Raw genomic sequence first — 15,323 nt, 5'->3', positions numbered from 1 at the left:
GAAAAAGGCGTCTAAAATGCTAGTTTCCTTGTCAGAAAAGTGGTACAATAGTGCCGAAAGGCTGGAGTGAACATAAAGGGGTGTAAAGCATGATTGAGCAGCTTTCATGGAAAGTAGGCGGCCAACAAGGGGAAGGAATCGAAAGCACAGGCGAGATTTTCTCCACAGCACTGAACCGCCTTGGATATTACTTGTATGGATACCGCCATTTCTCTTCGCGCATCAAAGGGGGGCATACAAACAACAAAATCCGCGTCAGCACAAAGCCGGTGAGAGCGGTTGCCGATGATTTAGACATCTTGGTGGCGTTTGACCAAGAGACGATTGATGTCAACTTTCACGAACTTCATAGCGGCGGCATCGTCATCGCGGACGCCAAATTCAATCCGGTGATTCCAGAGGGGAAAGGAGTGGCGCTTTACGCCGTTCCATTCACCGATATCGCCACAAAGCTTGGCAACCCGCTGATGAAAAACATGGTTGCCATCGGTGCGACGAGCGCGGTGCTCGACTTGGACGCCGCCGTATTCGAAAGCGTTGTCGTGGACACATTTGGACGTAAAGGGGCGCAAGTCGTTGAGAAAAATATGGAAGCCATTCGCGCTGGAGCCCAATATATGAAAGACGAGCTCGGCAGTCAAGCGAAAACGATGAAACTGGCCAAAGCCGACGGCAAACGGAGAATGTTCATGATCGGCAATGATGCGATCGCCTTGGGCGCTATCGCCGGCGGGGCGCGTTTTATGGCCGCCTATCCGATCACCCCGGCTTCGGAGATTATGGAGTATTTGATTAAAAAGCTGCCCGATTTTGGAGGCGCGGTCATCCAGACAGAAGACGAAATCGCCGCCTGTACGATGGCGATCGGCGCCAACTATGCGGGCGTGCGGGCGTTTACGGCTTCCGCTGGACCGGGGCTGTCGCTTATGGCGGAAGCGATCGGACTAGCCGGCATGACGGAAACCCCGCTTGTCGTTGTTGACACGCAGCGGGGCGGCCCAAGCACCGGCTTGCCGACGAAGCAAGAGCAGTCGGACTTGCTGGCGATGATCTACGGCACGCACGGGGAGATTCCGAAAATCGTCATGGCGCCAAGCACGGTGGAAGAAGCATTTTACGATATGGCGGAAGCGTTCAACTTAGCCGAGGAATACCAATGCCCGGTCATTTTTCTGTCGGACTTGCAGCTGTCGCTCGGGAAGCAGACGGTCGAACCGCTTGATTACGATCGGATCGAGATCCGCCGCGGCAAGCTGATGAATGGCGAGCTGCCCCCGCTTCCGGACAAAGACAACTTCAAACGGTATGAAATCACGCCGGACGGTGTTTCGCCGCGGGTGCTGCCGGGAACAAAATACGGCATCCACCATGTCACCGGGGTCGAACACGCTGAAACGGGCCGCCCGTCAGAGACGGCGGCAAACCGCCGGGCGCAAATGGAAAAGCGGATGCGTAAACTCGAGCACATCCACTTTCCGACGCCGGTGCACAAACAACTCCGCCATGAAGAGCCGGATTTGCTCCTTGTTGGCTTTTTATCGACGCGCGGAGCCATTGAAGAAGCGATGGAGCGCCTCGAACAAGACGGGGTCAAAGTCAACCATGCGCACATCCGTCTGCTTCATCCGTTCCCGGTTGACGACGTGCGGCCGCTTGTCGAGAAAGCGAAGCGGGTCGTCGTCGTCGAACAAAACGCCACCGGGCAGCTGGCCAGCCTGTTGAAAATGAACGTTGGGCATGCCGACAAAATCGCCAGCGTCTTAAAATTCGACGGCAATCCGTTTTTGCCGGGCGACGTCTATACTAAATGCAAGGAGTTGTTAGCGCAATGGCCACCTTTAAAGATTTCCGCAATGATGTGAAACCGAACTGGTGCCCAGGTTGCGGCGACTTTTCCGTGCAGGCCGCCATCCAGCGCGCGGCCGCCAATCTCGGGTTGGAGCCGCATGAACTCGCGGTCATTTCCGGGATCGGCTGCTCAGGCCGCATTTCCGGCTACATTCACTCTTACGGCTTTCACGGCACGCACGGCCGCGTTTTGCCGCTGGCGCAAGGGGTGAAAATGGCGAACCGCGATTTGACGGTCATCGCCGCCGGCGGGGATGGCGACGGATTCGCGATCGGCATGGGGCACACGGTTCATGCCATTCGCCGCAACATCGATATCACATACATCGTCATGGACAACCAAATTTACGGATTGACGAAAGGACAAACATCGCCGCGCAGCGCTGCCGGCTTCCAAACAAAAAGCACGCCGCACGGGTCGATCGAGCCGGCTTTGTCGCCCCTCGAGATCGCGTTAAGCGCCGGAGCAACGTTTGTCGCGCAAGGTTTCTCAAGCGATTTAAAAGAATTGACGAGCTTGATTGAAGAAGGCGTCAAGCATAAAGGCTTTGCGCTCATCAACGTCTTCAGCCCTTGCGTGACGTACAACAAAGTGAATACGTACGAGTGGTTCAAAGAGCGGCTCATCAAGGTGAGCGACATCGAAGGATACGACCCATCCGACCGGGAGATGGCGATGCAGACGGTCATGAAATACGATGGGCTCGTCACCGGGATCATTTATCAAAACAAAGAACAAAAGTCGTACCAAGAGCTTGTGCCGGGCTACAGCGAGGCGCCGCTTGCCAAGGCGGAGCTGAAAATGAGCAAAGAAAAGTTCGCCGAACTTGTGGCGGAGTTTATGTAAAATGGAAACAACTAACGCCCAATGGGGTCTTGCCTCATCGGGTGTTTTTTGCTATCATAGCATGTTCCGGGTTTTCGGAACAATTCCCATTGTGTTTCTTGGCAGTTGACGATATACTATGATAATGTGTAGTTGGAAGAAATTTGCCGAGGGCATCCAATGATAATGATGTTGGACAGAAAGGAGATGGAGATTGCGATGAACGAAAAACAACGTTTGGAGCAAACGGGACAAATCAAAACGGAAAGCCATCCAGCGGACAGAAAATCCGCCTTGGACCGGCTGAAAGAAAAAACGACGAAAGACTATGAGAAATATTTCACGAGCGTGTTTCTCCCGCCGAATTTAAAAGAGGCGAAGAAACGCGGCAAAGAGGAAGTCAAGTACGTCAAAGACTTTGCGATTCCTGAAGAGTTTCGCGGCATGGGGCGCGGACGGAAGTTTTACATCCGCACGTATGGCTGTCAAATGAACGAGCACGATACGGAAGTGATGGCCGGCATTTTCATGGCGCTCGGCTATGAGCCGACCGACCGTCCCGAGGAGGCAAACGTCATTTTGCTCAACACGTGCGCGATCCGTGAAAACGCGGAAAACAAAGTGTTTGGCGAGCTTGGCTACTTAAAGCCGCTCAAAACGACGAACCCGGACTTATTGCTTGGCGTGTGCGGCTGTATGTCGCAAGAAGAATCGGTTGTCAATAAAATTTTAAAACAATACCAATACGTCGATCTCATTTTCGGCACCCACAACATCCATCGCCTGCCGTACATTTTGCATGAGGCGTACATGTCGAAAGAAATGGTCGTTGAAGTATGGTCGAAAGAAGGAGACGTCGTCGAAAACTTGCCGAAAGTGCGCAAAGGGAAGATTAAAGCGTGGGTCAACATCATGTACGGCTGCGACAAGTTTTGCACGTACTGCATCGTTCCGTACACGCGCGGCAAGGAGCGAAGCCGCCGTCCAGAAGACATCATCCAAGAAGTGCGCCAGCTCGCCGCCCAAGGCTATCAAGAAATTACGCTCCTTGGGCAAAACGTCAACGCTTACGGAAAAGATTTCACCGACATCCAGTATGGACTTGGCGATTTAATGGATGAGCTGCGCAAAATTGACATTGCGCGCATCCGCTTCACAACGAGCCATCCGCGCGACTTTGATGACCGGCTGATCGAAGTGCTCGCCAAACGCGGCAATTTGGTTGAGCATATCCATTTGCCAGTGCAATCAGGGAGCACGGAAATTTTGAAAATGATGGGCCGCAAATATACGCGCGAGGAATATTTGGAGCTCGTTCGCAAAATTAAAGCGGCCATTCCGGATGTCGCCTTGACGACTGACATCATCGTCGGCTTCCCGAACGAAACGGACGAGCAGTTTGAAGAAACGCTGTCGCTTTACCGCGAAGTCGAATTTGACTCGGCCTACACGTTCATCTATTCACCCCGCGAAGGCACGCCGGCGGCGAAAATGGCCGACAACGTGCCGATGGAAGTGAAAAAAGAGCGGCTCAAGCGGTTGAACGCCCTTGTTCAAGAAATCGCGGCCAAGAAAATGAAGCAATACGAAGGGCAAGTCGTCGAAGTGCTCGTGGAAGGCGAAAGCAAGACCAATCCAGATGTATTGGCCGGCTATACGCGCAAAAACAAGCTCGTCCACTTCGTCGGCCCAAAATCGCTCATTGGCCAATTGGTCAACGTGCGCATTACACAGGCGAAAACGTGGACGCTGACGGGCGAGCTAGTCAATGAAGCGACCGAGGTGAATGAATATGGCAAAATATACGCGGGATGATATCTTAGTCCAGGCGAAGCAGCTGGCGAAAATGATCGCCGAAACGGAAGAAGTCGACTTTTTCAAACGAGCGGAAGAAAAAATCCACCAAAACGAAAAAGTGCGCACGTTGATCAACGAGCTGAAATCGCTGCAAAAGCAAGCGGTCAACCTCCAGCATTACGGAAAACATGAAGCGCTGAAACGGGTTGAGGCCAAAATTGACGCCATTTACGAAGAGTTGGCGCAAATCCCGATCGTCAGTGAATTCCAGCAGTCCCAATCCGATGTGAACGACCTGCTTCAGCTCGTCGCCTCGACGATTTCGAATACGGTGACTGATGAAATTCTCGCTTCAACGGGCGGCGACGTGCTGCGCGGTGAAACCGGCGCCGCGCTTCGCTACAACAAACACAGCGGCTGCCATTGATGGCATGCGGCGCAAAAGCGTCCTTCGGGGCGCTTTTTTTCTTATGGGCGCGCTCTTATAAGCGCCCGACCGACATCATGAACAAAGGCGCTTTTTTTCCTATGGGCGCGCTCTCCCTTTCCCCGAACCGCGGGCGGTTGCCTGCCGGCAAAAAAGAAGGCACATCGAACGGAGCAGGCGCATACAATGAACTATACGGAATAATCATTCATTTGCTGTGCACATTAGCGGAGATGGCGCATAGGATGAAATGAAGATTCATTTGAGGAGGGTTCCGTTCGATGTCTGAATACAGAGAAATTATTACGAAAGCCGTTGTCGGCAAAGGCCGCAAGTTTACGCAATCGACCCATACGGTGACGGCGCCGAACCGCCCGTCAAGCATTCTCGGCTGCTGGATCATCAACCATCGCTATGAAGCGAAAAAATGCGATAAAACGGTCGAAATTCACGGCCATTATGACATCAACGTCTGGTATTCGTACAACCATAATACAAAAACTGAAGTTGTCACTGAAACGGTGTCGTATACGGACGTCGTCAAATTAAAATATCGTGATAAAGACCATTTGATTAGCGACGACACCGATGTGATCGTCCGCGTCCTCCAGCAGCCGAACTGCCTCGAGTGCACGATTTCGCCAAACGGCAATAAAATCGTTGTCGATGTTGAGCGGGAGTTTGTCGCCGAAGTGATCGGCGAAACGAAGGTGTGCGTTGCCATCAATCCGGAAGGCTGCGGCAAGGACGATGATTTTTGCGACGAGGACGACCTTGATGAAGAATTAGAAGATTTAAGCCCAGATTTGCTGCTTGGCGAAGAAGAATAAAACTAGGAAATTTCTTTCCTAGTTTTTTCTTTTGCCGCTTGTTATAATAGTAGCGCAATCAACGAGCCTTCGGGCCGAAAAGGTTGGGGAGAAGCGATGCCATCGTACACACCGATGATCCAGCAATATTTGCACATTAAAGCGCAATATCCGGACGCGTTTTTATTTTTCCGGCTTGGCGATTTTTACGAACTGTTTTTTGACGACGCCATCAAGGCGGCGCAAGAGCTGGAAATTACGCTCACAAGCCGCGATGGCGGCGATGAACGGGTGCCGATGTGCGGGGTGCCGTACCATTCGGCGCAAGGATATATTGAACAGTTGATCGAAAAGGGATATAAAGTCGCCATTTGCGAACAAATCGAAGACCCGAAAACGGCCAAAGGCGTCGTTCGCCGCGAAGTTGTGCAGCTCATCACGCCGGGGACGCTCATGGAAGGCAAAGGGCTCACCGAGAAGGAAAACCACTACTTGGCGGCGCTCACGCCGTTTGCTGATGGTACATACGGATTGGCTTACGCCGATTTGTCGACCGGTGAGGTCCGGTTGACACTTCTTTCTTCGTGGGAGGAAGCGGCGAACGAGTTGCACGCCGTTGGAGCGCGGGAGATCATCGTTGCCACAGACAGCAGCGAAGAGTGGGTGCGCGAGCTGAAAGAGCGGTACGAGGCGGCGGTCTCTTATGAGGACGACACATCGCTATGCGACGAATGGAACGGCGTCATCGGCCACGTGGCGCAAGAAAAGCTGCGGACGGCCGTCGCCCGCTTGCTTCATTACCTTGTGCGCACGCAAAAGCGGCGGCTCGATCATTTGCAGCCGGCTGAGTTGTATCAAGTTGACCACTATATGAAAATGGACCGACATTCCAAGCTGCATTTGGAATTGGTCGAAACGGTGCGATCAAAAGGAAGGAAAGGTTCGTTGTTATGGCTTTTGGATGAAACGGTGACAGCGATGGGCGGGCGGCTCTTAAAACAATGGCTGGACCGGCCGCTCATTGATCGGCGCGAAATCGAACGGCGCCTCGATTTTGTGGAAACGTTGAAAACGAGCTATTTTGAACGGCAGGAGCTGCGCGACAGGCTGCGCGGCGTTTACGACATTGAGCGCCTTGTCGGCCGTGTCTCCTACGGCAACGCCAACGCCCGTGATCTCGTGCAGCTGAAAAAGTCGCTTCTTCAAGTGCCGGCGCTCCGCCAGACTGTTGGCGCGCTGCCGCTCGCTGAAGCGGACAAGCTGTGCGAGCGCCTTGACCCGTGCGAAGAGCTCGTCGATTTGCTCGAGCGCTCGATTCAAGAACAGCCGCCGCTTTCTGTCAAAGAAGGGAACCTCATCAAAGACGGGTATGACAAGCAGCTCGACCGCTACCGCGACGCGAGCCGCAACGGCAAAGCGTGGATCGCTGAACTTGAGGCGAAAGAGCGCGAAGCGACCGGCATCAAATCGCTCAAAGTCGGCTACAACCGAGTGTTTGGCTACTATATTGAAGTGACAAAGCCCAATCTCCCCCTTGTTCCGGAAGGACGTTACGAGCGGAAGCAGACGCTCGCCAATGCCGAGCGCTTTATCACCCCGGAGTTGAAGGAAAAAGAGGCGCTCATTTTGGAGGCGGAAGAAAAAAGCATCGAACTCGAATATGAACTGTTTGTCGCCATTCGCGAGCAAGTGAAGCAATACATCCCGCGCCTGCAGACGTTGGCGAAAGTCATTGCCGAGCTTGATGTGCTTCAATCATTCGCAACGATCAGCGACGAGTATCGCTATGTGCGTCCTCAGTTTTCCACGGAGCGCGTCTTGGTGATTCAAGGCGGCCGCCACCCGGTTGTCGAAAAAGTGCTCGGCGCGCAAATGTACGTGCCGAATGACTGTTGCATGAACCGCGAGCGGGAAATGCTGCTCATCACTGGACCAAACATGGCTGGAAAAAGCACGTACATGCGGCAAGTGGCGCTCACCGCCGTCATGGCGCAAATCGGCTGTTTCGTTCCCGCCGAGCGGGCGGTGCTGCCTATTTTTGACCAAGTGTTCACCCGCATCGGCGCTGCTGACGACCTGTCGGCAGGACAAAGCACGTTTATGGTCGAAATGTTGGAGGCGCGCCACGCCATCGCTCATGCGACGCAAAACAGCCTCATTTTGTTTGATGAAATCGGGCGCGGCACATCGACGTACGACGGCATGGCGCTCGCCCAGGCGATTATTGAGTACATTCACGACCATATCGGCGCGAAAACACTATTTAGCACCCACTACCATGAACTCACCGCCTTGGAGCATTCGCTCCCGCGGCTTGCGAACGTCCATGCCCGCGCCATCGAGGAAAATGGCAAAGTCGTCTTTTTGCATCAAATCGCCGATGGGCCGGCTGACAAGAGCTACGGCATTCACGTCGCTGAGCTGGCCGGGCTGCCGGCTTCGCTCATTGAACGCGCGCGGGCCATTTTAGCGGAATTGGAGAAAGCGGCGGGAAAACAGGAAGCCGCCGCAGGCAGGATGGACGATGGCGCTTTGGTGGAAGCGGGTTTGGCTTTTCAGGGGAACGAAGCGTTAGACGTTGGCCGCGCGGTTGAGCGCGAGAAGGCCTCCCGTCCGTCAGCCGGCGCGGCGTGGGAGGGCGTTTTGACGGAAGCGGCGTTTGAGCAGCTGAGTATGTTTCCTGACCTTGCTCCGGCGCCTGTGGAGCCGCCTCTTTCAAACAAAGAGAAAAAGGCGCTCGCGGCGCTGAAAGAGATCAATTTGCTCGAGATGACGCCGCTTGAGGCGCTCAACAAACTGTATGAACTGCAAAAGCTCCTCAAGTAAAGGAGGGAGGCCCGATGGGACGCATCCGCAAGCTCGATGACCTGCTGGCAAACAAAATCGCCGCCGGCGAGGTCGTCGAGCGGCCGGCTTCGGTCGTCAAGGAGTTGGTAGAAAATGCCATTGATGCCCATAGTACCGTCATCAACATCGAGCTTGAAGAAGCGGGAATGGCGAAAATCCGCGTCAGCGACAACGGCGACGGCATGGAGGAAGACGACTGCTTGCTCGCTTTTGAACGCCATGCGACAAGCAAAATTCATGACGAGCACGATTTGTTCCGAATCCGCACGCTCGGGTTTCGCGGTGAGGCGCTGCCGAGCATCGCTTCTGTATCCGAAGTGGAGCTGACGACCGGCACGGGCAGCGGACCGGGAACGAAGCTTGTGCTTCGAGGCGGCGCACTCGTCTCCCGCGAGCGGGCGGCAGGGCGCAAAGGGACGGATATTACCGTATCGAACTTGTTTTTCAACACCCCAGCGCGCTTGAAATATATGAAAACGATCCACACCGAGCTCGGCCATGCGGCCGACGTCGTCAACCGGCTAGCGCTCGCCCATCCGGACATATCATTTCGCCTCCGCCACCAGGGCAAAACATTGCTTGCCACCAATGGCAGCGGCGATGTCCGGCACGTGCTCGCCGCTATTTACGGCGCCGAGACGGCGAGACAAATGATCCCCATCGAAGCGGAATCGCTCGATTTTACCGTTCGCGGCTACATTTCGCCGCCTGATGTGACGCGCGCCTCGCGCAACTACATCTCGCTTGTTGTCAACGGCCGCTACGTGCGCAGCGTGCCGCTTGTGAAAGCGATTGAAGCTGGCTACCATACGCTCTTGCCGATCGGCCGCTATCCGATTGTGTTTTTATCCATTGAAATGGATCCGGTGCTTGTCGATGTCAACGTTCATCCGTCAAAGCTCGAAGTCCGCTTTAGCAAAGAAGCAGAGCTGAATGAGCTCGTGACGGACGCGATCCGCCAAGCATTTCGCGAGCGGACGCTCATTCCGTCCGTATCCGCCGACAGCAAGATGGCAAAACCAAAGGCGGAGCAGGCGGCTTGGACGTTCACTCATCGCGTCCGCGAGCCGTCTGTCTTATCGAGCGGCATCGGCCGCGGGGAAGATGCGACCGCCCCTCTTGCGCCGCTAACCGGTGACGCACCGGCTGAGCAGCCATCCGCGGCTGTGCAGACGGATGAATGGGGCATACCGGATGAACATGGGGCCGTTTTCGAGCGAAAGCAGGAGGAAGAGGCGGGAGAAGAACGGCGCGCCCTCCGCTTGACGACAGATGGGCAAGAGGCGGATAAAGCGGCGGCCGATCGCCTGCCGCCGCTTTATCCGATCGGACAATTGCATGGGACGTACATTTTGGCCGAGAACGAACATGGGTTGTATATGATCGATCAACATGCGGCACAAGAGCGGATCAACTATGAATATTTCCGAGAAAAACTCGGCGAAGCCACGAAGGAAGTGCAGGAGCTGCTCGTTCCGTTGATGTTTGAATATCCAGCCGACGAGTACGAGCGGATCGCCGCCTGCCGCGATGAGCTGGCGCGCTGCGGCGTGTTTCTTGAGCCGTTTGGGCCGCGGGCGTTTCTCGTTCGCTCCCATCCGACGTGGTTTCCGAAAGGGAGAGAAAAGGAAATCATCGAGGAAATGATCGAACAAGTGTTGGCGGCAAAAACGGTCGACATCAAGCAATTGCGCGAACAAGCGGCCATCTTAATGAGCTGCAAGCGCGCCATTAAAGCAAACCAACATTTGCGCCAGGATGAACTGTTCGCTTTGCTTGAGGCGCTGCGGCAGACGACGGACCCATTTACTTGTCCGCACGGCCGGCCGATCATCGTCCATTTTTCGACATATGAAATTGAAAAACTATTTAAACGGGTAATGTAGCCTGCGCTCCCTTTTGCGCGACAAAGGGGGCGCTTTTTGTAATCGTTTTGTAATCTACTTTTATTCTTTCTGTTACAGACGGATTGCTTTGATTTTACTATAATGGCTCATGTGCAGGCATACATGGTGAATTTTGTAGAGTGATAGCGAATTTTGTATAAACATGGATACACCAAGATGGATACATCGACGTCATAGGGGGATGCAGCATGAAAAAAACAGTGGTATTGACAAGCACGTTGATCGGTTCCTTGTTGGCCGGCCACGCGGCATCGGCGGCGAGCTATACGGTGCAAAAAGGCGATACGCTTTGGAAGATTGCCCGGCAATCCGGCATGACGGTCGCAGCGTTAAAGCAAGAAAACGATTTGTCTTCGGATTTGATTTTTCCCGGACAAGTATTGCGCGTCCATGAGCCAAATGAATCGAACGAAACTTCTTTGAATGCATATACGGTCGAGCCCGGTGATACGTTAAGCGGAATCGCCCTCAAGTTTGGCACGACTGTGGATGCGCTGCTCAAGCTCAATCCAAGCATTGCGAATCCAGACTTCATTCGCGCTGGGCAGAAGCTGCAAGTAGCAGGGGGACAGGAACGCTCCAATACATACAATGTGCAGCCGGCAGCCGTGCCGACAAGCGGCCGGTACATCGTGCAGGCGGGGGATACGCTGTTGGGAATTGCGAACAAGTTTCAAACGACGGTCAACCGTCTATTGGCGCTGAATCCGCAAATTACAAACCCGAACACCATCCGCATTGGCCAAGCCATTAAAGTGGCGGGCGGAACGGCTGATGTCCGGGAAGCCAAGCAGCAAGTATCGGCCGCCAACTCGGCTGTTGCCGAGTCGTCTGCATCGCTTGCCGACCGAATCATCGATATTGCGGAAAAATATTTAGGGGCGCGTTATTTGTACGGAGCAAGCCCGTCGCGCACCGATGTGTTTGATTGCTCATCGTTTACGATGCGCGTCTTCAGCGAAGCCGGCATTTCGTTGCCGCGCACATCCACCGCTCAGGCGCAAGCGGGAAGAACGGTGTCGTTTGGCCAGTTGCAAAAAGGCGATCTCGTCTTTTTTGACACCGATTCAAACGGGTCGATCAACCATGTCGGCATTTACGCTGGCAACGGGCAAATGATCAACGCGACCGTTTCGTTGGGCGTTGCGTATTCGTCCCTGACGTCATCTTATTGGAAAACGCGGTATGTAAAAGCGGTTCGGGTCATCAACTAAATGCAAGACGATGAACGCAGCTGTTCGTGCGAAGCCTCAGGCGCTTCGGTGAACAGCTTTTTTGTTGTTCATGCGAGTGAAAGCCGAATCCAAAAAAGAAGCAGGATGATGCTTCGGAGAACGGGTTAGCGGTTTTGAGGTTTTCTGCTTTTAAGGTGACAAAAACCGCAACAACCACAAATAGTCCGACTTTCTGGCGCGTATCATTTGGTGCCATGATGATTCATCATGTAAAATAAAATATTCATAGGTGATCAAAAAGGAGGCCATTGGTATGAACAGCCGCCTGTCCGTGATGGTGAGCATCGTGCTCGCTATGCTTGTCGCCTCGATGGATACGACGATCATGAACACGACGATGCCGATCATCGCCAAAGAACTTGGAGGGTTTTCTTTGTACGCCTGGGCGTTTGCGTCATACATGATTACCACGACTGTCCTGTCGCCGATCGCCGGCCGTCTGTCCGACCTGTTTGGCCGCAAAAACGTATTCAGCTTTGGCATCATTTTATTTTTGATCGGCTCGCTTCTTTGCGGTTTGTCGCAAAATATGGTGCAACTCGTTGTGTTCCGCGCCGTACAAGGGGTCGGCGCAGGGTTTATGATGCCGTTTCCGGCCATTATCGCCGGCGATTTGTTTCCGGTGGAAAAGCGCGGAAAGATACAGGCGTTTTTTACTGCCATGTGGGGCATTTCCGCCGTCTTGGCGCCGCTTTTAGGCTCCCTGTTTGTCGAATACGCGACATGGCGCTGGATTTTTTATGTCAACATTCCCATTTGCTTGCTCTCGCTTGTGACGCTGCTTCCGTATAAAGAGGTATATGAACCGAAGCGGGCGGCGGTCGATTACATGGGGGCTGCGTTGTTTGCGGCGGCGGTCAGTTTGCTTTTGCTCGTCACTGTCGTTGCGCGAGGGCGATGGTGGTACGGGGCGGCCGGCGCGCTCTTGCTTGTTGCGTTTTACTTTTTCGAAAAACGGCAGCCGTCTCCGCTCGTGCCGCTGTCGCTTGTCCAGCACCGGACGCTCAAATGGATGAACATTAACGGCTTTGTCAGTTGCGTTGCGCTGTTTGGGACGTCAAGTTACATCCCGCTCTTTTTGCAAAACGTCGCCCATTTGTCCGTATTTATAAGCGGTGTTGCCTTGCTTGGCTCGTCCATTGGCTGGATGATTGCCGCCGTGCCGGCCGGGAAATGGATTTTGCGCTATGGCTACCGTCCGCTTCTCATCATCGGCAATGTGCTACTGGTTGCGTCCGGCTTGCTTCTTGCACTGCTTAACGAGAGCCATGGGTTTTGGTACGTTTTCCTCATCATGTTTGTTCAAGGGCTGTCGTTCGGGTTGACGTCGACCGTCGGCGTCATCGGCTCGCAGCAGCTTGCCGACGCTCATGAAAAAGGAATTGCGACATCCTTTTTTATGTTTTGCCGCAATATCGGCACGGCGATCGGCGTGACCGTCATGGGAGCGTTTTTGACGAAGGCGCCGACGTTTATGGCCGGCATCCATCATTTGTTTTTATTCGGACTCATTGGCAGCATCGCGGCGCTTGTCACCTCGCTTTTCATTCATGATGAAGCCGAAGCCGGCCGAGACACGTGGCAGCCGGAAGGAACGGCGTAAGGCGAAAAAGCAGGAAAGCAGCATGGGTGCGGCCTGTTTGCGCTTCTTGCGAGTTTACGGTGAAAGAGGAGGCCCATTGAGAAAATCCAGTTGATGTTCCCAATGAAACAGACCTTTTCATCAAGATGGCGAAAGAGCCAAAAAAATATACTAAACATTGGCTGTTATCATCCGATAATGTAGATGGAACAACATTACTGATTCACAGACGGAGGACTTGCCAATGAACATGAAAATGACCGTGCGCAAAAAACTGTTGGCTGGCTTCGGCCTCGTCTACGTGTTGATCGCGTTGTTAGTCGGGTTTTCTTATTACGAGATTTCGACTCTTGATCGTACATACACCGATGTGATCGACAAACGGGTGACGAAACTTGTCAATGCCAAAGAACTTGAAGTATTGATCCGCCGCGAGGTCGGCAGCATGCGCGGCTATTTGTTGACCGGCGATGAGACGTCAAGAGAAAACTTTGAAAAAGTGCATGAGGAGTACAAGAAAATAAGCAAAACGTTTGAGGCGGAGCTGGCCCGGGAAGAAACGAAACAGCTGCTTGCCGAGCTCGATTTGCTTGAACAGCAGTTTTACGAACTTGGGCAAAAAACGTTCGACTTAAAAGCGCAAAACAAACCGGAGCAGTACATCGCCCTTGTGACCACAACAGGGCGCGACTTAACGACCCAATTTGATGAAAAGGTGAATCAATTGGTCGCTCTCCAGCAGCGGGAAATGAAGGAGGCGAATGACGATGCGAGCGCATCGGCGGCAGCTGTCCAGCGGCTGATCATCATCGTCGGCTTGTTGACGGCGGCGGCTGGAGCGGCCGTCAGCTACTTCATCAGCCGCTCGCTTTCCCGCCCGCTATTGGTGCTGTCGGAAGCGGCAAAGCGGATCGCCGCCGGCGATTTGACGGACGGGCGGCTCTCGGTTCGCAACCGCGACGAAATCGGCGAGCTGGCTGCTTCGTTTGAACAAATGGCCAAAAACTTGCGCGAAGTGCTCCAGGAAGTGGCGCAAAATGCCGAGCAAGTCGCCGCTTCGTCGGAGGAGCTGGCAGCGAGCGCCGAGCAGACGAGCAAGGCGACCGAGCAAATCGCCATGACGATACAGAGCGTTGCTTCCGGCATGGACAAGCAAATGCAAAGCGTGGAAGAAACGTCCGCCGCCGTCGATTCGATGTCTGAGAGAATCGAGCAAATTTCCGGACGGGCGCAAAGCGTGTCCGCCATCGCTGCTGAGGCGTCAAGGCAAGCGGCTGAGGGCGGGCAAACGATCGAGGCGGGCGTCGCGCAAATGAACAAAGTGAACGATACGGTCGAGCGGCTGGCTGACCTCATTAAAGGACTTGGCCACCGTTCCGAGCAAATCGGCTCGATCATCGAAGCAATCCGCAGCATCGCAGCGCAGACGAACTTGCTCGCTTTAAACGCCGCCATTGAGGCGGCGCGCGCCGGCGAGCACGGGCGCGGTTTTGCCGTCGTCGCTGACGAAGTGCGGAAGCTCGCCGAGCAATCGGCCCAATCGGCCCAGCAAATCGCGGAATTGATCGCCGCCATCCAAGAAGAAACGGTTCATGCCGTCCAATCGATGGAATCGGTCGTCAACGAAGTGGCGGCCGGAACGAACGTTATTCGCGCCTCGGGTGAAACGTTCGCCCGCATCCGTTCCGCCGTGGACGAAGTTGCGGCGCAAATCCGCGCCGTATCCACCGCGGTCAGCGACATGGTCTCTTCTTCAGAACAAATGGTGCGCTCCGTCCGGCTTGTCGCCGACGTGGCCGAGTCGACATCGGCTGGTGCGCAGGAGGTGTCGGCGGCGACTGAGGAACAGCTGGCCTCGATGGAGGAAATTTCAGCTTCGGCCGCGTCGCTCTCGAAAATGGCCGACGATTTGCAGGCGATTGTCAACAAGTTTTCATTATGATGAGCGCCTTTTATGGCGTTCATTTTTTCATATGGTTATGGCGAAAGGGAAGAAAGGCGATTTTTCGCGTTGCCATGTATAAAATGATTGGCGGATGGCGAAA

General features: G+C 54.1%; 10 protein-coding genes. All 10 read left to right on the top strand.

The features are described 5' to 3' along the window. Nucleotides 1–89 precede the first annotated feature (89 nt). Entirely contained in the window at nucleotides 90–1,862 is a 1,773-nt protein-coding gene (locus BJQ97_RS10985) for a 2-oxoacid:acceptor oxidoreductase subunit alpha (protein ID WP_160156603.1), read from the top strand. After that, entirely contained in the window at nucleotides 1,829–2,695 is an 867-nt protein-coding gene (locus tag BJQ97_RS10980) for a 2-oxoacid:ferredoxin oxidoreductase subunit beta (RefSeq protein ID WP_160156602.1), read from the top strand. Before BJQ97_RS10985 ends, BJQ97_RS10980 begins: the two co-directional genes overlap by 34 nt. 198 nt (nucleotides 2,696–2,893) lie before the next feature. Then, nucleotides 2,894–4,489: a tRNA (N6-isopentenyl adenosine(37)-C2)-methylthiotransferase MiaB gene (gene miaB / locus BJQ97_RS10975; protein ID WP_160156601.1), complete on the top strand. Its 1,596-nt coding sequence runs from the start codon at nucleotides 2,894–2,896 to the stop codon at nucleotides 4,487–4,489. After that, nucleotides 4,467–4,898 (top strand): YlbF/YmcA family competence regulator, encoded by a 432-nt coding sequence (locus tag BJQ97_RS10970; protein WP_160156600.1) that lies wholly within the window; start codon nucleotides 4,467–4,469, stop codon nucleotides 4,896–4,898. The genes miaB and BJQ97_RS10970 overlap by 23 nt, the downstream gene beginning before the upstream one ends. Before the next feature lie 281 nt (nucleotides 4,899–5,179). Then, nucleotides 5,180–5,728, top strand: a complete 549-nt coding sequence (locus BJQ97_RS10965) for an outer spore coat protein CotE (protein ID WP_160156599.1) — start codon at nucleotides 5,180–5,182, stop codon at nucleotides 5,726–5,728. A 96-nt stretch (nucleotides 5,729–5,824) separates the two neighbouring features. Then, the gene (gene mutS, locus BJQ97_RS10960) at nucleotides 5,825–8,533 is read left to right on the top strand and encodes a DNA mismatch repair protein MutS (RefSeq protein ID WP_160156598.1); all 2,709 of its coding nucleotides are present in this window, start codon (nucleotides 5,825–5,827) and stop codon (nucleotides 8,531–8,533) included. A 14-nt stretch (nucleotides 8,534–8,547) separates the two neighbouring features. Continuing rightward, nucleotides 8,548–10,440 carry a DNA mismatch repair endonuclease MutL gene (gene mutL, locus BJQ97_RS10955; protein WP_160156597.1) on the top strand — a complete coding sequence of 631 codons (1,893 nt, stop codon included), beginning with the start codon at nucleotides 8,548–8,550 and terminating at the stop codon, nucleotides 10,438–10,440. Between the two features lie 209 nt (nucleotides 10,441–10,649). After that, entirely contained in the window at nucleotides 10,650–11,675 is a 1,026-nt protein-coding gene (locus BJQ97_RS10950) for a C40 family peptidase (RefSeq protein ID WP_160156596.1), read from the top strand. Nucleotides 11,676–11,949: 274 nt separating this feature from the next. Then, a complete protein-coding gene (locus BJQ97_RS10945; protein ID WP_160156595.1) occupies nucleotides 11,950–13,299 on the top strand; it encodes an MDR family MFS transporter in 1,350 nt (449 codons plus the stop codon). A gap of 223 nt (nucleotides 13,300–13,522) precedes the next feature. Next, nucleotides 13,523–15,220 (top strand): methyl-accepting chemotaxis protein, encoded by a 1,698-nt coding sequence (locus BJQ97_RS10940; RefSeq protein WP_160156594.1) that lies wholly within the window; start codon nucleotides 13,523–13,525, stop codon nucleotides 15,218–15,220. The last annotated feature ends 103 nt before the right edge of the window (nucleotides 15,221–15,323 follow it).

Source organism: Geobacillus sp. TFV-3 (genome assembly GCF_009901865.1).
GTDB lineage: Bacteria > Bacillota > Bacilli > Bacillales > Anoxybacillaceae > Geobacillus > Geobacillus thermoleovorans_A.
The sequence above is the reverse complement of the archived record's forward strand: the minus strand, read 5'-3'. Positions and strand labels throughout refer to the sequence as shown.

Bases quoted from the DNA above. Each gene is read 5' to 3' on its own strand.
- BJQ97_RS10980 (WP_160156602.1), top strand. From the start codon at position 1,829: ATGGCCACCTTTAAAGATTTCCGCAATGATGTGAAACCGAACTGGTGC.
- BJQ97_RS10985 (WP_160156603.1), top strand. From the start codon at position 90: ATGATTGAGCAGCTTTCATGGAAAGTAGGCGGCCAACAAGGGGAAGGA.
- BJQ97_RS10945 (WP_160156595.1), top strand. From the start codon at position 11,950: ATGAACAGCCGCCTGTCCGTGATGGTGAGCATCGTGCTCGCTATGCTT.
- BJQ97_RS10965 (WP_160156599.1), top strand. From the start codon at position 5,180: ATGTCTGAATACAGAGAAATTATTACGAAAGCCGTTGTCGGCAAAGGC.
- mutL (WP_160156597.1), top strand. From the start codon at position 8,548: ATGGGACGCATCCGCAAGCTCGATGACCTGCTGGCAAACAAAATCGCC.
- mutS (WP_160156598.1), top strand. From the start codon at position 5,825: ATGCCATCGTACACACCGATGATCCAGCAATATTTGCACATTAAAGCG.
- BJQ97_RS10940 (WP_160156594.1), top strand. From the start codon at position 13,523: ATGAACATGAAAATGACCGTGCGCAAAAAACTGTTGGCTGGCTTCGGC.
- miaB (WP_160156601.1), top strand. From the start codon at position 2,894: ATGAACGAAAAACAACGTTTGGAGCAAACGGGACAAATCAAAACGGAA.
- BJQ97_RS10970 (WP_160156600.1), top strand. From the start codon at position 4,467: ATGGCAAAATATACGCGGGATGATATCTTAGTCCAGGCGAAGCAGCTG.
- BJQ97_RS10950 (WP_160156596.1), top strand. From the start codon at position 10,650: ATGAAAAAAACAGTGGTATTGACAAGCACGTTGATCGGTTCCTTGTTG.